This window comes from Pseudomonas sp. H3(2019) (assembly GCF_007713465.1).
Lineage (GTDB): Bacteria > Pseudomonadota > Gammaproteobacteria > Pseudomonadales > Pseudomonadaceae > Aquipseudomonas.
Map to the genome: position 1 here is coordinate 1 of NZ_VMSG01000010.1, position 19,486 is coordinate 19,486.

A 19,486-nucleotide genomic window follows, 5' to 3' on the forward strand; every position below is an offset into this window, starting at 1 on the left:
TCGTCGGCGGCGTCAGATGTGTATAAGGGGCAGGGCGTGGGGGGCGCGGGAGCCGCAGATGGTCAAGGCGATTGCCGGGACGACGCTGCTGTTGGGGGCAATGATCGGCTTGGTGGCGGCGGTGGTGGGCAGTGTGTTTGCGCGGCCGGCGTTGCAGGGGTTGGGGACGCCGGCGGATGTGCTGGACGATGCGGTGGCGTATGCGCATGTGATGATGTGGACCCTGCCGTCGCTGTTGGTTTATGTGCTGTTTACCCAGTTGTTGCGTGGGGTCAGCGATACGCTGTCGCCACTGGTGGCGTTGCTGGTGTCGACGTGTATCGGGCTGGCGCTGACGCCGGCGTTGATTCGCGGTTGGTTCGGGCTGCCGCAGATGGGCATTCAGAGTGCGGCGTTTGCCGGGTTGGCGGGTAACTTGTCGGCGATGGCCTGGCTGGCGTGGCGGTTGATTCGCAAGGGCCATCCGTTGGCGCCGGATCGGGCGTTTTTTGCGGCGATGCGGCTGGACCTGGAGATCCTCGGCAAAGTGCTGCGCATCGGCCTGCCCACGGGGTTGCAGATGGTGGTGCTGTCGCTGTCGGAGCTGGTGATTCTGGCGCTGGTCAACCAGCACGGTTCCCAGGCGACGGCGGCGTACGGGGCGGTGACGCAGATCGTCAATTACGTGCAGTTCCCGGCGCTGTCGATTGCGATCACGGCGTCGATCCTCGGCGCCCAGGCCATCGGGGCAGGGCGCATCGAGCGGATCGGGCCGATCCTGCGCACCGGGCTGTTGATCAACATATGGCTGACCGGCGGGCTGATAGTGCTGGGGTATTTGCTGTCGCACTGGTTGCTGGGGTTGTTCCTCACCGATCCGTCCACCCGGGCCATGGCTGAACACCTGTTGCACATCATGCTCTGGAGCCTGCTGGTGTTCGGCTTCCAGGCGGTCATCGGCGGCATCATGCGCGCCAGCGGCACGGTGATGGTGCCGGTGGCGATTGCGATCGTGTGCGTGGTCGGGGTGCAATTGCCGATGGCGTATTTATTGGATGCGCGGTTCGGATTGCAAGGGGTATGGATGGCGTTTCCGCTGGCTTATCTGGGGATGCTGATGTTGCAGACGGCGTATTACACCATCATCTGGCAGCATCAGAAGATCGAGCGGCTGGTGTAAGAGCGCGCGATGCTGACCGCCACGCTCCATGCCCGAACGAAGAACCCGGGCATGGGGCTAAAGGAAAACAACCCGCCTCGTGTCGATCAATGGCCGCCGACCACCAAATGGCTGAACGGCACCACATACGCCTGCAACGTGACCAGCCCACCGACCAGTATCGCCAGCACGATGGAGTGGAAAAACACATAGCGCAGGATTTCCCCTTCATGCCCGTACCAGCGGGTGGCGGTGGAGGCCACCACGATCGACTGGGCGTCGACCATCTTGCCCATGACCCCGCCGGAACTGTTGGCGGCGGCCATCAAGATCGGGCTGATGCCCAGTTGTTCCGAAGTTACTCGTTGCAAGCCGCCGAACAGTACGTTGGACGCGGTGTCCGAGCCGGTCAAGGCAACGCCGAGCCAGCCGAGCAGGGTGCCGAACATGGGGTAGAAGATCCCGGTGGCGGCGAAGGCCAGGCCCATGGTCGCGTCCAGGCCGGAATAGCGGGTGATGAAGCCGAGGGCGAGCATGGCCGCGATGGTAATCAGCGAATAGCGCACCACCCACAGCGTTCGCAGGTATTGGCTCATCAGTTGCGGGATGGAATAACCCATCAGCAGCCCGCCGAAGATCGCCGCCAGCAAGATGCCGCTGCCGGTGCTGGTGAACCAGGTGAATTTGTAGATCGCTTCCTCAGGCTTCGGTTGCGGCACCACGGGTGGAACCTTCTCGACCTGCAAGTGCAGCGTAGTGAAGGTCAGGGCCGGTGCGAAGATCGGGTTCGCCTCGCTCACCGGCTTACCCTGCGGATCGAGCTTGGCCGAGTGGGTTTGCGGGTCCATGGCCGGACGGGTGTCGAACATGTTTTTGAAGCCTTGAGTGCCCCAGGCAAAGACGAAGACCGTGAGGATGATCCAGGGCATCCACGCGCGCATGACAGCGGGCCGGGCATCGCTGGCAAAGGTTGTGCTGGCCAGCGGTTTTTCGTCCCGCGACTCGTCTATTTTCGAGTCGTCGACTCGCCCCGACAAGGCGGCGGAGGTGTGCACGCGGGCGGGTTTCCAGACCTTGAGAAAAGCGGTCAGGCAGGCCATGGAAATCAGTGCGGCAATCACGTCCACCAGCATCGGCCCATGGTAGTTGGACACGAGGAACTGCGGCACTGCGAAGCTGACCCCGGCCACCAGAATCGCCGGCCAGATTTCCAGCATCTTGCGCCAACCGGCGAAGGCCCAGATCAACCAGAACGGCACGAGCACCGAGAAGAACGGCAGCTGCCGGCCGACCATCATCGACAGTTCCATTTCATCCAGCCCGGTGACCTTGGCCAAGGTGATGATGGGGGTGCCCAAGGCCCCGAACGCCACTGGCGCGGTGTTGGCAATCAACGCCAGGCCGGACGCGGCCAGGGGCGAGAAACCCAGCCCGATCAGAATAGCCCCGGTCACCGCCACCGGCGTGCCGAACCCCGCCGCGCCTTCGAAGAAGGCGCCGAAACAAAAGGCGATCAGCAGCAATTGCAATCGACGATCGTCGGTGATGCGCGCGAGGGAATCCTGCAGGACTTTGAACGAGCCGTTCTCGGTGGTCAGCCGATGCAGGAAGATGATGTTGAGCACGATCCAGCCAATCGGTAGCAGGCCGGTGGCGGCGCCTAACAGCGCGGCGGAACCGGCCATGTTCGCCGGCATGCCGAAGGCGAAGATGGCGATCAGCAAGGCCGTGCTCAGCGCCAGCAAGGCTGCGATATGCGCCTTGAGATGGAAAAACGCCAGGGACGTGAGCATCACCACCACCGGCAACGCCGCCATGAGGGTCGAGACCAGCGGGTTACCGAAGGGATCGTAGACTTGCTGCCAGACCATGTTCCACCTCTGCTTCTTATTGTTGGCAGTGCAGGCCCCGAGGGGGGAGGTGAAATTGAGTATAGGTGGCAATGCGCGGCGGGCCGGTTGGCCCGCCGCTGACGTGCATAGAACTCTAGTGACCGGCAGGCAGCTGATCTTGAACAAGCAGCGCTTGGGCCAGCTCTTCGTCACTCGCCTGGAGGCCAGGATGATCGTGTCGAGCCTGCATCAATATCGACTCCAGATTGGCGTCGCGAATGGCGCCGCCACTCGCGACGAAGCTGGAGAGGTCTTCGCGGGCTGGCGTGACGATTTTGTCGTCTCTGAACGTCGAGTACAGCGACACGGAAATCCCTGCCGACGTCGCCACATCGCGCGCATCAATATCGGGGTAATGGCGCCTGTGGGCCATGGCCGAGCCGAAGGGCAGGCAAAGCACCAGCAATGGAATGAGGAATATACGTCGCATGGCGAGTCCTCCGAAAACATGAGGCCTGAATGACCGGTCTTATGTTTTTTGATCCGCGGTGTCGGACAGGAGTTCCTGGTCGGTGGTGCACGTCAGCACAGAGGCCGAGGACCTGGACGTTTGGCCAACGTCATCATCCCGGTGAACCCCAAGGCCTGTCACTGACGTGCGTATGCCTCTAGTGATCAGCAGGTGCCTCGGATTGAAAGAGAATTGCTTGAGCCAGATCTTCGTCGCTGGCCTTGAGCTCTGGGTGCTCGCGTCGAATCTGTTGCAACTCCGACTCCAGATAAGCACCGCGAATGGCACCTCCACTCGCCACGAAGCTGGAAGCGTCATCGCGGGCAGAAACGACCAGTTTATGGTCCTTGAACGTTGAGTAAAGGGATGCGGAAACACCTGCCGAGGTGGCGACATCGCGTGCATCCACACGGGCAAAGGCCGAACCAAAGGGCAGACAAAGGATTAGCGAAGTGATGACAAGTGTGCGACGCATGACGGCGTCCTCCGAATGGATGAAGCAACGGATGTACTACCTGAATTTGGAGGTGTGGCGGCAGGCAGGAGTTCCCCGTTGTCGGCATATCTACACGCAAACCAGAAGGGTGAGTGGACATACGCAGCTGAAATGGTTACCTGCTGTCAGTCTGTTGGAATGATTGGATTGCTGCGGTGTCGACCGCAATAAGCGGAGTCGCCAACATGACTCGGCAAGAAGGTTCGACCATGCGCCTGATCTGGATAGCCACCTGCCTCGCGATAGCCCTTTTCGGCGGGCAGGCGAGCGCGGCAGACCAAGTGGAAAACAAGGCGGTGGCGGTGGACAAGGCGCAAGTCCTGGAGCAGAAGACTGCAGAAAAAGGCAGTGTGGCACCTGTGTCCAAGACCGAGACGATCACGCCCTCTGAAGCGCAGGCGGTCGATCCGGCAGGCAAAGCACCTTTGAAGGACGCAATTACCTGCCTTTCACGCACTATTTTCTGGGAGGCCAAAGGTGGGGAATTGGCCGACATGGAAGCTGTCGCCAATGTTGTGTTGAACCGGCTCGGCCATGAAGGTTTTCCAGGTACGGTGTGCGAGGTGGTCAAGCAAGGTTCGCAAAAGCATGCCTGCCAGTTTTCGTGGTGGTGTGATCGACGTTCGGATCATGCCGACGAAGACGCTCCCTATGCAGCTGCCACGGAAATAGCGCGAAAAGCGCTCAATCACCAACTCACGGACCGCACCCATGGCGCCATGTATTTCCATAGTAAACACGTGAAACCCGAATGGGCCAGGGAATACATCAAGACCGCCGAGACCCGAAAATTTGTCTTCTATAAGCCTCACGACGGTACCGCACGATAGACGCGTTCGCTCAGACTCCGTCAGGATGCAAACGTGGCGAAGCCCCCCGCGCAGTGCCAGTATGAGTGGGAGTTATCGGCATTTCCCCGGGTGCGCAACATGGACACCACCGAGCGCTTGTCATCACTGACTGCCAATCGCCTTCAAGCCTTGCATCAGGACGGTTTCGTGGTGCTGCCCGGCGTGCTGGATAGCGCCCAAATCAGCGCGCTGCGCCATGCAATAGATGGCCTGAATCCCGAGCACTGGGACTACAGCGGCTTGCTTGAGCATTACAAGTGCGTGTTCAACCGCAACCCGTTTTGGCTGCCGTTTCTCGACCTGAACGGGATCATCGAACTGGCCGAAGCGGCTCTGGGAGACGATTGTCACATCATTGGCCAGACCGCCTGGCGCTGCCATCCTGGCTTCATCGGCGCTCCATTGCACCTGGATTACCTGGTGATGGAACTGCCGCGAAGCCTGCTGGCCGATCCGGCCTTCGAGTTGCCGATGCAGATCTGCACCGCACAACTCTATCTCGACGATATCGATGCCGACCTCAGTCCCACTCGGGTGATTCCCGGTAGCCACCGAGCCGGACGCGCGCCTGCTCGCGGCGAAAACCAGTGGCATGGCTGTATCGCGAAGCCAGTGCTGTGTCGGGCCGGGGACGCGCTGATGTTTCGCAGTGAGCTGTGGCACGCCGGTAGCGACAACCGAACCCCCGACCGCATGCGCTACCTGTTGCAGGTACACTACGGCCGGCGAATGGTGGCACAGAAGTTCTCGCCTTACCTGCACTGGCGCTTCAACCCCAGCGTGCTGGCCGCCGCGACACCGCGTCAACGGCGCCTGTTGGGGGAGCATCAGGAAGCGGAATACGACTGACAATTCAAGGAAGAACAGACTGATGCCTAAAGCGGTTTTCGTCAGCAGAACCATTCTATTTGGAGATTGCGACCCGGCAGGTGTGGTTTACACCCCGCGATTTTCATATTTTGCAGTGGAAGCCATTTATACGGCGCTTGATAGATGGCTGGGAGCGCCCGGACTCAGAACGCTGATGGGGTTCGATATATTGCCTCCGGTGCGCGCCATGTCATTGGAGCTGCTAAGGCCTTTGACGTGGGACGACGAGTTGAGCATTAAGGTCAGCGTGGAGAAACTAGGGACTCACTCCTTCACTTTTTCAGTCGAGGGCTTTCTCGACAGTGACACATTGTCTTTCACCGCCAATGTCACTCACGTGTGTATCTCACCCGAAACCAAGGAGGTTGTAGCCATGCCAGCAGCGCTGAGGGCGCTGCTTTCATGAGCATCCTTGCTGCGGTTTTTGCGCAGCGGGTGTTCTGATCGCGACAGTGTGCAGAGCGGGATGATCACACTCCAGGTGGCGTCATTTGTAGATTGGCACTGAACCCGATCCGGACCTCTGCACGGACTCTGCTTGTAGACGTTTGCCCAGCTCCGCAATCTTTGCCTCTCCGGCTTTCAACGCCTCCAGGCTGGTGTGCACGGAGTAGCTGCCCATCTTCAGGTCGTGCGGGTGAGGAATCGCCGACCCCAGCACAAATACCGCGTCTTGCTTATCCCCGGCCTCAAGTTTCAACGCACCGTTACCTGGCGTGAAGGCGACGAGTTCTCCCACCTGGATAAGCTCCGGCGAATGCACCGCACCCCGACTGACGCTGAGCCAAAGAACCTCGTGCCCGGACGGTGGCTGGTACTCCCAGGTTTGACCTGCGGCCAGGGTGACCAACAAATAATTCACACCTGAGGGCGCGCGCACAGGGCTGCGGATACCCTGATAGTTACCCAGAATGACGCGGGCCGGTCCAACCTCCGGGATGGCGGATGCTTCCAGGTACTGACTGTCGACAGGTGCGTTTTCCAGGTCGGCGGGTAGCGCGATCCACAGCTGAAACCCCTGGATCCGCGCCGAGGTGCCGGCAGACATCTCTTTACCATGCCAGACACCCGCGCCTGCGCGCATCCATTCGACTCCACCGTAGCCAATGAATCCGGAGCCTGAGTCCGGATCGTCAAAGCGCAGGTTGCCTTCAGTGATCACGGTAATGGTCGCGATCCCCGAATGGGGATGCAGCGGCATGTGGCCAATGAACGAGGCATCCGCGGCGAACAGGTCGAGAAACACAAACGGCTTGAGTAACTGGCCCAGGTCCGAGGGACTCATGAGCCGAACAATCGGGCCGTGCCCATGACCACGGGTGCGCAGGTTGATTTTGCGCGAGTCAGGTACTCGAGGAGAGGCGAGGGGACTCAATCTCGTTGTTGAAAGTGTCATGTAGCACCCTTGAATGGTTTGACGTGGATTCCAGCGTATCCAGCCAGTGATACCTTGATAAGTGGTTATAATCGGCTTTGACTCGTCCATTTATGGAAGTAATGCGGTGCTGGATCTCAATGAAGTTGCGATGTTTGTCCAGGTGGTGCAGGCGGGCAGTTTTGCCAGCGCAGCGCGCCGCATGGGCATGCCGGCCAATACCCTCAGTCGCCGGGTCAGTCAGCTGGAAGAGCATTTGGGGGTGCGTTTGTTGCAGCGCTCCACCCGTAAGCTGGTGCTGACCGAGGCAGGACGATCCTTGCACGATCGCAGTGCAACGCAGGTCAATGAGGTGATAGAGGCGGCTCGCCATTTGGCAGGGGAGAGCCAGGAACCGAGCGGTGCCGTGCGGGTTGCGGCCCCCGCCGATTTTTTCGACGTTTATCTGATGGACTGGGTCGCGGAATTCTTTCACCAGTACCCTGGCGTGCAGTTGGACTTTCTGCTCAGCGATAGCCGGGACGATCTGATCGACAAAGGGATCGATGTCGCCATCAGAGCCGGTGAATTACCGGATTCCAGCCTGGTCGCGCGAAGGGTTGGCACCGGAAGCCAGGTGTTGGCGGCCAGCCCCGATTATTTACAGGCTCACGGCACGCCGGACACGCTGCAGGCCCTGTCGATGCACGAATGTATTCGACGCTCCAGGCAGGCGCCGCGCACTGCCTGGAATCTCGACGGGCCACAAGGTTCCGTCAGTGTCGAGGTGACGGGCCGGTTTAGTGCCAACACCGCCCAGGCACAGCTCAAGGCGGCTATTGCTGGCTTGGGCATTTGCCTGTTACCGATGGCGATCTTGCGTGAGAGTTTGCAGGTCGGGCGACTGACTCAGGTTTTGCCCGAGCACGGGCGTTTCAACAACGGCTTGCACATTGTCTATCCCAGCCGTCGGCAGGTGCCGCGTGCGGTCAGTGTTTTCGTCGACCAGCTCATCAAGCATTTACGGGAGGACGCGCTGGCTGAAGGCGAGTGATATCAAGCGTTGCAGTGTCGGTTTAGCCCTTGAGGGCTCCTAGAACCAGACGACGGTGCCTATAGCTTGAGCAGCCGGATTTATCCACGGCCCGACAGCCTCGCGATCAGCGCTTTTTCGGTCAACGGGGTAGGGGTGTTTGGGCCGGCTTCGGCCTGGAACCTGGCCGATCTTCAGCTCTGAACACCCCTGATAGACCGTTCGTGCCGCACGCTGCCGGCATCGTGTTGTCATGCTTTTGCCAAGCATGACATGATGCCCGACCAGACAAGCAATGGCACCCGCGAATGGCTTCAGTTAAAGATGTCGCACGGCTGGCGGGGGTTTCCCTCATGACCGTTTCCAGGGCGCTCAATACCCCGGAAAAGCTGAACCAGGAAACGCTGGCGAAAGTTCGTCAAGCGGTCGAGGCCCTCGGATACGTCCCCAGCCTTTCTGCGCGCAAGATCCGTGGCGGTCACTCCAGTGGCAAGACCATTGGAGTCTTCGCGCTGGATACCGCGACAACCCCCTTCGCCGTAGAAATGCTGCTTTCAATGGAGCGCACGGCCCGAGAAAACGGCTGGAACGTCTTTATTCTCAACGTGTTCGAGGCTCCGCCGAGTCAGCAAACCATCGACCTGATGCTGTCGCATCAGCCCGACGGGATCATCTTCAGCGCCATGCAGCTTCGTACCGTCGAGATTCCCCAGGTGCTCCGCAGCCTGCCGCTGGTACTCAGCAACTGCATGAGTTCAGAGCCAGGCGTGGCCTGTTACGTACCCGATGACGAAGACGGTCAGTACCAGGCCGTGCGGCAAGCACTGAAGCGTGGCTACCAGCATCCGTTGTGCATCAACCTGCCGCAAAGCAGTCTCGCCTGGGAGTTGCGCCAGCAGGGATTGGTTCGCGCCCTCGCAGAGGGCGGTGTCCCCCTGAACAGTGTTCCCCAATACAACCTGTCGACCGATGACGCCTATGAGGAGACGGTTGTAGCACTGGAGCAGCAATTGCGTGAGTCGGATGGAAAGCCGACCTTCGATCTGCTTATTTGTGGCAACGACCGGATTGCGTTGGTCGCTTATCAATACCTGCTCAGTCGTGGCCTGCGGATTCCCGCCGATGTGGCCGTGCTTGGCTACGACAATATGATCGGCGTTGCCGAGTTGTTCTATCCACCGCTGAGCACCGTGCAACTCCCGTATTACGAAATGGGCCGGCGTGCCGCTCAGCACTTGATCGAAAGCAGGAATGAACCCTCTATTCACAGGGTTTCATGCCCCCTCGTGGAGCGTAAATCCTGGTAATAGCGGCCACAGAGCAAGCTGTAGTTCTTTAAAGCTGTAGGCAATACCCGATGAGGAGCAGAACTTGAAGAAAGCCGCAGTACTAACCGTCGCCTTGATACTCAATACAGGCATATTCAGCACTCCGACAGAAGCGGCCGGCAATGCTGAAGCGGGTGGGAAACTCTTTAACCGAATATGCGGCGGTTGCCATCAAGTGGGCGATTCAGCCCGAGGTTCTTTTGGTCCGCAGCTCAATGGCATTTTTGGGCGCCCTGCCGGCAGCACAACGGACTACCAGTACTCTACCGCGATGAAATCATCAGGCGTGGTCTGGACCCGCGAAACGCTGGCCGCCTACATCGAAGCGCCAAAAAAAGTAGTCCCCGGAACCCGGATGATTTTCTGGGGGATCAGCGATCCGGAAAAGATCGAAAACCTGTTGGCCTACCTTCAGACATTTCAGCCGCAATAATCCGTACCCTCGGCAAAAACCATCCCCATAAAGCCTGACAGAAGGCATTTTGCTGGCCCCGAGGCCTCAAAATTGCCGCCAGAATCACTTTATTTTCAGGTGGTTAGGCGGAATGCAAATGCGCAATGTATTGATCGTGCCGATCTCGCTGGTACTGGCGAGCATTGCGGTCTCTGTCCAGGCAAGAGAGTTGATGCCCAATGATCGGTTTATGTGCAGTTGGGGCGCGGGTACTGCGGCAAGGGCCCAGGAACTCAAGCTGTCCGGGGTCTCGCTGTATGCCGCTCGCCAGAAGATCCAGGCTTACAAGTTCAGCAAGGGCTGGATGCGAATGATGGCCATGGGCATCACCGAACAAACCTACGACAGTAAATCCAGGTTCAAGCCCGAGGCTGTCCGACAAAGTTTCTATGACGAGTGCGTCAGGTATAAGTTGGCGCGTAAATGACGGTCGCCCTATAGTTACAACCCGGTATCGGGCGGCGTTATCCGTGCCAGCATCACCGTATATTCTTCGGCGGCAATTTGACGAAATTTCATTCGGATGATGGCCTGACGTTGCATGTCATTGTCATCGGGGAAAAGGCGGGTGGCCGCGTTCTGGACGACCGCATCGGGCGTCTCGATCCGCGGAAACGGTCCGTCGTACTTGTCGGGGGAATCCCCGGTTGGCAGCGCTGGGGTATCGAGTGCCCGCACCAGCAGGAAAATCGGAACGACATCTGCCAGCCCCACCGGAAGTAGCCTGGCCGCGTTTTCCCCGAGATGGCGCCGTACAATAGCCTGGGAGCCCAGGCGCAAGGTGAACCTGAAGGGGAATCCGCTGCGGATTGAAAGCAATACCGGATCCGCCGCAGCCACCTGCTCGATCGAGTTGATACCCTCTGATTCCAGCGTCGCAACCACCGGCAGGGTCACGCCTTCAAGGACAAGCAACTTGTCTGAACTGCCGTCCCTCTTGTCCTGATCGGTGAGTTGGGGAAAACCCAGTCTTCGTACGATCTTCATCAGCGGATCTATCGGCAAGGTCCCCAAAGCAAAGGCGGTGACGATATGCGGGCCATCTCCACCGCCGGCATTCATGATCACCATTGCCAGCGGAATGGCCAGAAACAGGCGCAGGGAGTACCAATACACATCGGAAATGTTCAGTGATTTGCGGCGGATACTGAGGACGGAGTCGCTCACGACAAACATGAAAGCCCCCGCCAGCGAGCTGACCAGCAGTGGAATCCCGAGCTTGTACACGCACGCCACTTTAAGCGTGTCGTCGCAGTTGGGGATGACATAATTGGAGGCGACCAAGGCGGCTGCGGCATAAGCCACCAACAAGAGAATGATGAAAGGCACAATAAACGGCACCAATCCATATTGCTCATGGTAGATCCGCGCAAACAAACGCTCGCACAGTTCCGGGTTCTTGTCGGAGCAGGCTCGCCAATCATCGACTGAACTGTTCTGACCCAGTTTTCCTTCGTCCTGGAGTGAATGGATGAGGCTGGTCGACCAGAAGCGTTGCAGATAGGCCGCCAGGGCACCGCCCTTCAAGCTGTTCTGGAATTCGCTGTAGCGGGTAAACCAGCCCAGGCTCAGGAACATGATGAGTGGGGCGCCACAGATCACCGTGGCGAAGGCGGTGAGGACCACCACAAGATGGAGGATTGCGCCATCAAGCCCGACCACTTCCACCATGAACAACCGACCGACACCGTTGATGAACAACAGAATCAGCGCCAGAAGCAGGGCCCGTTGCCGTGGTCTCAGGTGCGACTCTTTGAACAGATAAGTCCTGCGCCTACCGCCATAAAGCTCTTCCATGGGCCTGTTCACCGGACTGCTCCTGACGATCTGAGGTGTTTCTACGGATTACGCTAGCAATGGAAACGGGTTCGTCCAGAATGTCACCGGCGCCTGTTAGGCTGTTTTTGAATAACGCCAATTTCGGACTGGAAACGGCAGCCCAAATCATCGAGGGTATGCGCTGGATTCGCGACAGGCCCGGAGAGTGAGGTCAATGAATCGGCCCGCCACCGTGACGCTTCCGTTTTCCCAGCGTCTATGACTTTTATAGCCAGTGTTGGCTCTCGGCATCTTGGAAGAGGGAGATATTTATGATCGTTAAACCGCGCGTTCGTGGTTTTGTTTGTGTGACTACCCACCCCACTGGCTGCAAAGCCAACGTCAAGAATCAGATCGACTACGTCCGTGCGCAAGGACAGATCACCGATGGGCCAAAAAATGTCCTGGTGCTGGGTGCATCGACCGGCTACGGACTTGCTGCGCGCATCACGGCGGCCTTTGGTTGCGGCGCCAAGACACTGGGCGTGTTCTTCGAGCGTGAAAGTGTCGAGGGCAAACTCGGCACCGCCGGCTGGTACAACACCGCGGCGTTCCATACGTTCGCCGAATCGGAAGGCCTCTACGCCAAGAGCATCAACGGTGATGCGTTCTCCGATGAAGTCAAGCGCCTGACCATCGAGACCATCAAGCGCGACCTGGGCAAGATCGACCTGGTGGTCTACAGCCTCGCCGCACCGCGTCGTACCGATCCGAAAACCGGTGAAGTCTACAGCTCGACGCTCAAGCCGATCGGCAAGTCGGTGACCCAGCGCGGCCTGAACACCGACAAGGAAGAGGTCAACGTGACCACCTTGGCCGAAGCGACCCAGGAAGAAATCGACGGTACGGTCAAGGTCATGGGTGGCGAAGACTGGCAGATGTGGATCGACGCCCTGCACGAAGCGGGCGTTCTGGCCGAGGGGGCGAAAACCACTGCATTCACCTACCTGGGCGAAAAGCTGACCCACGACATTTACTGGAATGGCTCGATTGGCGCGGCCAAGAAAGACCTGGACCAGAAAGTCCTGAAGATTCGCGAGCAATTGGCGGACCTGGGCGGCGATGCACGGGTTTCGGTATTGAAAGCGGTAGTGACCCAGGCCAGTTCGGCGATCCCGATCATGCCGCTGTATCTGTCCTTGTTGTTCAAGGTCATGAAAGAGCAGGGCACACACGAAGGGTGCATCGAGCAGGTCTACGCGCTCTACAAAGACAGCTTGTTCGGCCATCCTCCTGTCATGGACGAAGAAGGGCGTCTGCGCGCGGATTACAAGGAGCTGGCGCCTGAAGTCCAGGACCGCGTCAAGCAACTCTGGGATCAGGTCAGCAATGACAACCTTTACGAACTCACCGACTTTGCCGGTTACAAGGCGGAGTTCCTGCGCCTGTTCGGCTTCGGGATCGAAGGGGTGGACTACGAGGCTGACGTCGATCCGGACGTCAAGATCTCCAACCTGGTCCAGGCTTAAGTCTCAAGAGTAGGAAAGAAGGGGGCGGATTTATTTTTCAAATAAGTCCGCCCCTTTTGTTTTCAGCCTAGCGACGCGAGGTCAATCAACCACAAACAGCTTCGCTCCCGTCAGCGTCGACGATCTGTGAGGCTCAGCGTTATCCGCCACCTGGTAGCTCATGCCGGGTTTCAGCACGAACTGGCGGCCATCTTCGAGCTCGGTGTGCAGTTCGCCTTCGAGGCACAGCAGGATGTGGCCCTTTGAGCACCAGTGGTCTGCCAGATAACCGGCGGTGTATTCGATCATTCGGACGCGAATTGCGCCGAACTGCTGGGTGCGCCAATAGGCGCTGCCGCGTTCGCCGGCGTGGACGGTGGGTTCGATGGTCGACCAGTCGGTGGTGCCGAACGGGATGGCTGCTATATCCATGGCGAGCTCTTGAAGTCAGGAGAAAGAACCGATTTACCCAGCTGGAGGTGGGTTGTCAATGGATGGCGCCTCTCCAGGCGCTGAACCCTTGCTGTCAGGTTGTGATGTTTCATTATGTTTCTGGTGATCCGGCGGCGTAGGATGGTTATCTCGGATCGTGCATCGCCTCGCTTCCAGCCAAGGGGAACGGAAAAATGAAGTTGAACCTCGTCAAAGCATTCTTGATCGCCGGCACGTTGTTGTTGAGCGCGTGCTCTGGCGTGACAACCAGCAGTTGTTTTTCAGAGGATTGCCATCAATTCGACGGCCGTAGCGCCAACAAGATGAGCTTTGGCGGTAGCGCGATCGGCAACAATTTTAATCAATACAGTTCGGGGCTGCTTCAGCACGACTGATTCGGCAATGTGCAAACCGGATACGCCGATGGCAATCATCGGCGTACTGATCCAGCTGCCTTCACAACTCTAAACGTAGGGCTGGCCACTGAATCCCCGTGGGAGCCGTTGCTTGCCCGGCATCTCGCTGAGTCTTTTGATCCAGGACGCGCGCCAGTCAATCGCGGCATGTGCGACTTTGGCTCTACGGGCCGCTCGGCGTGCTGCGTTGCGAGCGTCTTTTCGGGCGTCCTTGAACGCATCGGTATTACGGCAGCTGCGGCATTTGACGCGGGCAAATTCAGTCGTAGACGTGAGATTGCTGCCATGGCGGCCGCAGGCCAGATGCCCGGCAGTCTTATAGTGAGTCACCATCGGTGGATCTCCTTCGCAATGATTTCGGCGTAGCGCACGGGTCACTTGCCATATCCCTATCGGTGACTCTGCTCTTCTGTCTGGACTCGCAGCCCGTTCAACGGTGTGAGGAGGGTCAGAGACCGCGATCCCATTACTATTAATGACACCCGGGTGACCGACGCGTTCGATTTGAAATGTCGAGGACTGCACGGGGGTGTTTTTCTTCAATACAGGCCTATCAGCGTTCTCCTACTTTAAGCGCCGGGGTGTCCCGAAGTTATTGAAGAAGGTGTGCAATGAGTCTGATCATTTCCATGGCCGCGTTTGCGCTGGCGTCGTCGATCACCCCAGGGCCGGTGAACATCGTTGCACTGAGCTCCGGCGCGCAGTACGGCTTTCGCGCCAGCCAACGGCATGTGGCGGGTGCGACGCTGGGGTTTGTGCTGTTGCTGGTGTTGATGGGGTTGGGCCTGCATGAATTGCTGCAGCTCTGGCCTTCGCTGACGCGTGCGGTGCAGTTGTTCGGGGTGGCGTTTCTGCTGTTCATGGCCTGGAAGCTCGCCACTGACGATGGTCGGCTCAGTGCGGGTGATTCAGGGCAGGCGCCGACGATGTTCTACGGCGCGCTCATGCAATGGCTGAACCCGAAAGCCTGGCTGGCCTGTGCCGCGGGGATGGGGGCTTTTGTTGCCGATGGCGAGGCGCAACTGGTCTGGCAGTTTGCGGCGGTGTATCTGGTGGTCTGCTATCTGTCGGTGGCCTGCTGGGCCTATGCCGGGACCTTTCTGCGACAGTACCTGAGCAATGCCGGCGGTATGCGGTTGTTTAACCGGTTCATGGCGTCGTTGCTGGCGGTGAGTGCGGGTTACTTGCTGTTGCCATAAATCTCGGGCTTCAACCGCGATACTGCCCCGGCGTCGCGGCTAAATGCTGTTTGAACGCTCGCTGAAAATGTGCCTGATCAGAGAACCCGGCTTCCAGCGCCACGTCGGCAATCAACTTGCCCCGACGCAGTTGGCTGCGGGCGAACTGGATGCGATGGTTGACCAAAAACGCGTGGGGCGTCATGCCGTAATGCTGCTTGAAAGCGCGGATCAGGTACGACGCCGACAAATCTGCCGCCTCGCAGATATCTTCGAGTTTCAGCGACAGGGTGCAGTTGTCGCGGATGTACTCGGCCGCTCGCTCCAGCTTGAGGTTGGGTTCGCGAACGCTCAATTCAGCCGGATTGAGCATTTGCTGCACTTCAGTAAAAAACGCTACAGCGGCACTGTGTTTTTGCAGCGTCTCCAGCTGTTCGTCGAGCAGGACGTCATACAACTGATTAAGCCGGCTAAACAGCTCGGCATCGTCGCAGTGGGTGGTTGAAAAGCGCCGAAAGCCCAATTCTGCGCTGAATCCCAATTGATGCTGAAGATCGGTCAGCCACGGCGTATCGATATACAGCATGCGATAGGACCACGGTTGATCGTCAATCGGATTGCAGGCATGGACATCGCCGGGGTTCATCAGCACCACGGTGCCGCTGCCGACTTCAAACACCGACTGCTCATAGAGATAGGTGCTGCGCCCGGCGGTGATCGCACCGATGGAAAAGTGCTCGTGGGAATGTCGGGCGTAGCAGACTTCGCGGCCGTCGGCGATGGAGCGCGCTTCGATGAAGGGCAGTGCGTCATCGCGCCAGAAGCGTGGGGCCTTGTCGGCATCTTTGGCAATGGCGTATTTCATCTGCGAGCGTCCTTTGGCAATCCAGTGGGGAGTGTATTAGCTCTCGTCGTTAAAGGCTCGCTGGAGTGTGGCGATGTCGAGTTTCTTCATCTGCAACATCGCCTGCATGACGCGCTGGGATTTGGCGGTGTCTCTGTCGGTCATCATTTCCATCATCACGACGGGCACGATTTGCCAGGACAGGCCGAACTTGTCCTTGAGCCAGCCGCATTGCTGGGCCTGTTTGTCACCACCGGCAGACAGCGCATTCCAGAAATGGTCGATTTCATACTGGGTATGGCAGTTGACCTGGAACGAAACGGCCTCGTTAAAGCGAAACACCGGGCCGCCATTCAGTGCGGTAAAGGTCTGGCCATCGAGTACGAAACTGACGGTCATCACCGAACCCTCGGGCCGGCCATGGAGTTCGAAACCGGCTTTGCCATAGTGAGTGATGGCGGTAATGGTCGAGTGTTCGAACACCGAACAGTAGAACTGTGCAGCGGCTTCGGCCTGATCGTCGAACCACAGGCAGGGCGTGAGTTTCTGAATGCGCGACATGAAGGTTCTCCTCCAGGAATGATCAGGCTGGACTATTAGCGTAGTCAGCCGGTGGTCGTCCGGAGTCGCCGTCAATCGACAAGGCAAGAGTATTTGTATGTGGAGTCTGCGTTTTCGAGCGTTCTTCCTGGTCGGCGAAGCCCTTTTTTGTGACCGGTGGTCGTGCAATTCAAGGCTTCGGGAAAATTGCGCTTAGCTCAATGGATAAACCGAGGCGCGCGTAGGCAGTCGTTGCCACAGTGACGCCATGAAAGGACATCGTGAGTGACTGAGGAGGCTGCCGTGCTGACGCTCAATATCAATGGCAAAGACCAATCCCTGGAAGTCCCCGGCGACATGCCGCTGTTGTGGGTGTTGCGCGATGTCGTGCATTTGACCGGTACCAAGTTCGGCTGCGGCATGGCCCAGTGCGGTGCCTGCACGGTGCATGTCGACGGCGCGCCGTTGCGCTCCTGCATCACTCCGGCGGCAGCCGTCGCCAACGGGCAAAAAATCCTCACTATCGAAGGCTTGTCGAGCGACGGTTCGCATCCGGTACAACGTGCCTGGGCCGAGATCGACGTGGTGCAATGCGGTTACTGTCAGTCGGGGCAGATCATGTCAGCGGCAGCCTTGCTGGCGAAAATCCCGTCGCCGAGCGACAGTGATATCGATCAGGCGCTGTCGGGCAATATCTGTCGGTGCGGGACCTATCCGCGTATTCGTGCGGCGGTCAAACGTGCTGCGCAAATCGGGGAGGCATGACGATGAACGCGAAGATCGAGACTTCTCGACGGGATTTTTTGAAAAGCACTGCCGTTCTCGGTGCAGGCCTGGTAGTGGCGTTTGTCATTCCTGGGAGCAATCGCTTCGCGCAGGCTGCATCGACGCCGGACGCAGTGTTCGCCCCTAACGCCTTTTTGCGCATCGCCCCCGATGGCAGCGTGACCATTCTGTTGGGGCACTCCGAAATGGGGCAGGGGATCTGGACCGGCCTGACCATGCTGATAGCTGAAGAACTGGACGCCGACTGGACGAAGATCCGTGTCGAGCATGCACCGGCATCGGCAGCTGATTATGGTCTGCCAGCCTTTGGTGGCATGCAGATCACCGGCGGCTCGACCTCGACCTGGATGGAATTCGACCGCTACCGTCAGGCCGGCGCTGCCGCACGCTTGATGTTGATCGAGGCCGCCGCCAAGCGCTTCAACGTCGCACCCTCAAAGGTACGAACCGAACCGGGCGTGGTGATCGCCGGCGATCAGCGCGCCACTTACGGTGAGCTGGCCAATGACGCGGGCCAACTGCCGGCGCCGGATCCGGCGTCGATCAAACTCAAGGAGGCCAAAGACTGGAAGATCATCGGCAAACCGACCAAGCGCCTGGACACCCCGGAAAAAATCACCGGCCAGGCGAAATTCGGCATGGACGTGCAGTTCGATGGGTTGCTGACGGCCATGGTCGCGCGCTCGCCGGTGTTCGGTGGCAGTGTCAAATCATTCGATGGCGCAGCGGCACTGGCGCTGCCGGGCGTGCATAAAGTCGTGCAGGTGCCGACGGGCATAGCCGTGGTGGCCGATCATTATTGGGCCGCGAAACTCGGTCGCGATGCGCTGAAAATCGACTGGGACCTGGGGCCCAATGCCGATCTGGACAGCGACGTCTTGCTGCAAAACTTCCGCAAACTGGCCGCGATCCCCGGCACTCCGGCCAGCCAGGCAGGCGACATCAGTGCTGCGTTGAGCAAGGCAGTGAAGACTGTAGAAGCTGAATACAACGTTCCCTACCTGGCCCATGCACCAATGGAGCCGCTTAACTGCACGGTAAAAATCACCTCGGACAAATGCGAGATCTGGACCGGCACCCAATTCCAGACGCTGGACCAAATGGTCGCGGCGAAAATCACCGGGCTCAAACCCGAGCAGGTCGAGATTCATACCGAATTCCTCGGAGGCGGTTTTGGCCGTCGAGCCAATCCGACCTCGGACTTTGTCAGTGAAGCGGTGCAAGTTGCAAAAGCGGCCGGCGCGCCAGTGAAAACCGTCTGGGCGCGGGAGGACGACATACGCGGTGGCTACTACCGCTCGGCGTTCCTCCATAAGGCGCGCATAGGCCTGGACGCCAAGGGCATGCCCCAGGCCTGGCAGCACGTACTGGTCGGGCAGTCGATCATGGACGGCACCTCATTCGAAGCGACGATGGTCAAGAATGGCGTCGATGCCACCTCGGTCGAAGGCGTGGCCGACAGTCCCTACATCAAGGGCCTGGCCAACCATCTGGTTGACCTGCATTCGCCAAAAACCGGCATCAGCGTGCTCTGGATGCGCTCTGTGGGGCACACCCACACGGCATTTGTCGTCGAGTCATTGATCGATGAGCTGGCCACGGCGGCCGGCAAGGATCCAGTGGAATACCGACGGACCTTGCTCAAGGAGCATCCGCGCCATCTGGGCGTGTTGAATCTGGCAGTGGAGAAGGCCAACTGGAAGGCGCCGTTGCCTGCGGGGCATGCGTTGGGCGTGGCGGTGCATGAGTCTTTTGGCAGTTACGTCGCGCAGGTGGCCGAGGTGTCCCAGGACAACCTGAAGATTCGCGTGCACCGCGTGGTCTGTGCAGTCGATTGCGGGATTGCGGTGAACCCGGCGAGCATCGCCGCGCAAATGGAGTCCGGTATTACCTTCGGCCTGGGGTTCACCTTGCACAGCAAGCTGACCTTCAAGGACGGGAAAGTGGTGCAGTCCAATTACCATGACTTTCAGGTGTTGCGCCTGAATGAAATGCCCGTGGTCGAGGTGCACATCGTCCCCAGCACTGAAAAACCGGGCGGCATCGGCGAGACCGGGGTGCCACCGACAGCGCCGGCGGTGGCCAATGCGGTGTTCGCCCTGACGGGGCAACGTCTGCGTGAACTGCCCTTGCAACTGGCGGGGGTGTGAGATGCAA

At 59.0% G+C, this 19,486-nt stretch carries 22 protein-coding genes; 13 read left to right on the forward strand and 9 right to left on the reverse strand.

Going from position 1 to position 19,486, the window contains the following annotated elements; genetic code table 11:
- Nucleotides 1-1,159 (forward strand): MATE family efflux transporter (locus FPT12_RS11950; RefSeq protein ID WP_145016436.1); only part of this gene is annotated, 1,159 nt, incomplete at its 5' end.
- A gap of 86 nt (nt 1,160-1,245) precedes the next feature.
- On the opposite strand, the gene FPT12_RS11955 is transcribed toward FPT12_RS11950, so the two are convergent.
- From FPT12_RS11955 to FPT12_RS11965, 3 genes are all read right to left on the reverse strand, one after another.
- A complete protein-coding gene (locus FPT12_RS11955; protein ID WP_145016437.1) occupies nt 1,246-3,009 on the reverse strand; it encodes an L-lactate permease in 1,764 nt (587 codons plus the stop codon).
- 115 nt (nt 3,010-3,124) lie between these two features.
- Nucleotides 3,125-3,460: a DUF2388 domain-containing protein gene (locus FPT12_RS11960; RefSeq protein WP_145016438.1), complete on the reverse strand. Its 336-nt coding sequence runs from the start codon at nt 3,458-3,460 to the stop codon at nt 3,125-3,127.
- Between the two features lie 178 nt (nt 3,461-3,638).
- Nucleotides 3,639-3,956 (reverse strand): DUF2388 domain-containing protein, encoded by a 318-nt coding sequence (locus tag FPT12_RS11965; protein WP_145016439.1) that lies wholly within the window; start codon nt 3,954-3,956, stop codon nt 3,639-3,641.
- A gap of 230 nt (nt 3,957-4,186) precedes the next feature.
- Here FPT12_RS11965 and FPT12_RS11970 point away from each other — a divergent pair, with 230 nt between their 5' ends.
- The 3 genes from FPT12_RS11970 to FPT12_RS11980 all read left to right on the forward strand — a co-directional run bounded on the left by FPT12_RS11970 (nt 4,187) and on the right by FPT12_RS11980 (nt 6,104).
- Nucleotides 4,187-4,807 (forward strand): cell wall hydrolase, encoded by a 621-nt coding sequence (locus FPT12_RS11970; protein WP_145016566.1) that lies wholly within the window; start codon nt 4,187-4,189, stop codon nt 4,805-4,807.
- A gap of 99 nt (nt 4,808-4,906) precedes the next feature.
- Nucleotides 4,907-5,677, forward strand: coding sequence for a phytanoyl-CoA dioxygenase family protein (locus FPT12_RS11975; protein WP_145016567.1), 771 nt, complete (start codon nt 4,907-4,909; stop codon nt 5,675-5,677).
- A gap of 22 nt (nt 5,678-5,699) precedes the next feature.
- Nucleotides 5,700-6,104, forward strand: a complete 405-nt coding sequence (locus FPT12_RS11980; RefSeq protein WP_145016440.1) for a thioesterase family protein — start codon at nt 5,700-5,702, stop codon at nt 6,102-6,104.
- A gap of 81 nt (nt 6,105-6,185) precedes the next feature.
- On the opposite strand, the gene FPT12_RS11985 is transcribed toward FPT12_RS11980, so the two are convergent.
- Complete coding sequence (locus FPT12_RS11985) at nt 6,186-6,983, reverse strand: pirin family protein (protein ID WP_145016441.1); 798 nt, start codon at nt 6,981-6,983, stop codon at nt 6,186-6,188.
- A gap of 217 nt (nt 6,984-7,200) precedes the next feature.
- Here FPT12_RS11985 and FPT12_RS11990 point away from each other — a divergent pair, with 217 nt between their 5' ends.
- The 4 genes from FPT12_RS11990 (at nt 7,201) to FPT12_RS12005 (ending at nt 10,294) form a co-directional block, all read left to right on the forward strand.
- The gene (locus FPT12_RS11990; RefSeq protein WP_145016442.1) at nt 7,201-8,106 is read left to right on the forward strand and encodes a LysR family transcriptional regulator; all 906 of its coding nucleotides are present in this window, start codon (nt 7,201-7,203) and stop codon (nt 8,104-8,106) included.
- Between the two features lie 287 nt (nt 8,107-8,393).
- Nucleotides 8,394-9,392 (forward strand): LacI family DNA-binding transcriptional regulator, encoded by a 999-nt coding sequence (locus FPT12_RS11995; RefSeq protein ID WP_145016443.1) that lies wholly within the window; start codon nt 8,394-8,396, stop codon nt 9,390-9,392.
- Between the two features lie 64 nt (nt 9,393-9,456).
- On the forward strand, nt 9,457-9,846 hold the full coding sequence (locus FPT12_RS12000; protein ID WP_145016444.1) for a c-type cytochrome: 390 nt from the start codon (nt 9,457-9,459) through the stop codon (nt 9,844-9,846).
- A gap of 112 nt (nt 9,847-9,958) precedes the next feature.
- Nucleotides 9,959-10,294: a hypothetical protein gene (locus FPT12_RS12005; RefSeq protein ID WP_145016445.1), complete on the forward strand. Its 336-nt coding sequence runs from the start codon at nt 9,959-9,961 to the stop codon at nt 10,292-10,294.
- A 14-nt stretch (nt 10,295-10,308) separates the two neighbouring features.
- Here the strand turns inward: FPT12_RS12005 and FPT12_RS12010 are convergent, their stop codons facing one another.
- The gene (locus FPT12_RS12010; protein ID WP_218570722.1) at nt 10,309-11,664 is read right to left on the reverse strand and encodes a hypothetical protein; all 1,356 of its coding nucleotides are present in this window, start codon (nt 11,662-11,664) and stop codon (nt 10,309-10,311) included.
- 293 nt (nt 11,665-11,957) lie between these two features.
- On the opposite strand from FPT12_RS12010, the gene fabV reads away from it, so the two are divergent.
- Nucleotides 11,958-13,154, forward strand: a complete 1,197-nt coding sequence (gene fabV / locus FPT12_RS12015; RefSeq protein WP_145016446.1) for an enoyl-ACP reductase FabV — start codon at nt 11,958-11,960, stop codon at nt 13,152-13,154.
- A gap of 81 nt (nt 13,155-13,235) precedes the next feature.
- Here fabV and FPT12_RS12020 read toward each other — a convergent pair whose 3' ends face one another.
- Nucleotides 13,236-13,565 carry a DHCW motif cupin fold protein gene (locus FPT12_RS12020; RefSeq protein ID WP_145016447.1) on the reverse strand — a complete coding sequence of 110 codons (330 nt, stop codon included), beginning with the start codon at nt 13,563-13,565 and terminating at the stop codon, nt 13,236-13,238.
- Between the two features lie 194 nt (nt 13,566-13,759).
- On the opposite strand from FPT12_RS12020, the gene FPT12_RS12025 reads away from it, so the two are divergent.
- The gene (locus FPT12_RS12025; RefSeq protein WP_145016448.1) at nt 13,760-13,960 is read left to right on the forward strand and encodes a hypothetical protein; all 201 of its coding nucleotides are present in this window, start codon (nt 13,760-13,762) and stop codon (nt 13,958-13,960) included.
- Nucleotides 13,961-14,029: 69 nt separating this feature from the next.
- Here the strand turns inward: FPT12_RS12025 and FPT12_RS12030 are convergent, their stop codons facing one another.
- Nucleotides 14,030-14,314: a hypothetical protein gene (locus FPT12_RS12030; RefSeq protein WP_145016449.1), complete on the reverse strand. Its 285-nt coding sequence runs from the start codon at nt 14,312-14,314 to the stop codon at nt 14,030-14,032.
- A 278-nt stretch (nt 14,315-14,592) separates the two neighbouring features.
- Between FPT12_RS12030 and FPT12_RS12035 the strand changes: the two genes are divergently transcribed.
- Entirely contained in the window at nt 14,593-15,180 is a 588-nt protein-coding gene (locus FPT12_RS12035) for a LysE family translocator (RefSeq protein ID WP_145016450.1), read from the forward strand.
- 10 nt (nt 15,181-15,190) lie between these two features.
- Here the strand turns inward: FPT12_RS12035 and FPT12_RS12040 are convergent, their stop codons facing one another.
- Together FPT12_RS12040 and FPT12_RS12045 are read right to left on the reverse strand one after the other, a co-directional pair.
- Complete coding sequence (locus FPT12_RS12040; protein WP_145016451.1) at nt 15,191-16,024, reverse strand: AraC family transcriptional regulator; 834 nt, start codon at nt 16,022-16,024, stop codon at nt 15,191-15,193.
- Between the two features lie 36 nt (nt 16,025-16,060).
- Nucleotides 16,061-16,564: a VOC family protein gene (locus FPT12_RS12045; protein ID WP_145016452.1), complete on the reverse strand. Its 504-nt coding sequence runs from the start codon at nt 16,562-16,564 to the stop codon at nt 16,061-16,063.
- A 282-nt stretch (nt 16,565-16,846) separates the two neighbouring features.
- On the opposite strand from FPT12_RS12045, the gene FPT12_RS12050 reads away from it, so the two are divergent.
- Nucleotides 16,847-17,308 (forward strand): (2Fe-2S)-binding protein, encoded by a 462-nt coding sequence (locus FPT12_RS12050; protein WP_145016569.1) that lies wholly within the window; start codon nt 16,847-16,849, stop codon nt 17,306-17,308.
- Nucleotides 17,309-17,310: 2 nt separating this feature from the next.
- Nucleotides 17,311-19,479, forward strand: a complete 2,169-nt coding sequence (locus FPT12_RS12055; protein WP_145016453.1) for a xanthine dehydrogenase family protein molybdopterin-binding subunit — start codon at nt 17,311-17,313, stop codon at nt 19,477-19,479.
- The last annotated feature ends 7 nt before the right edge of the window (nt 19,480-19,486 follow it).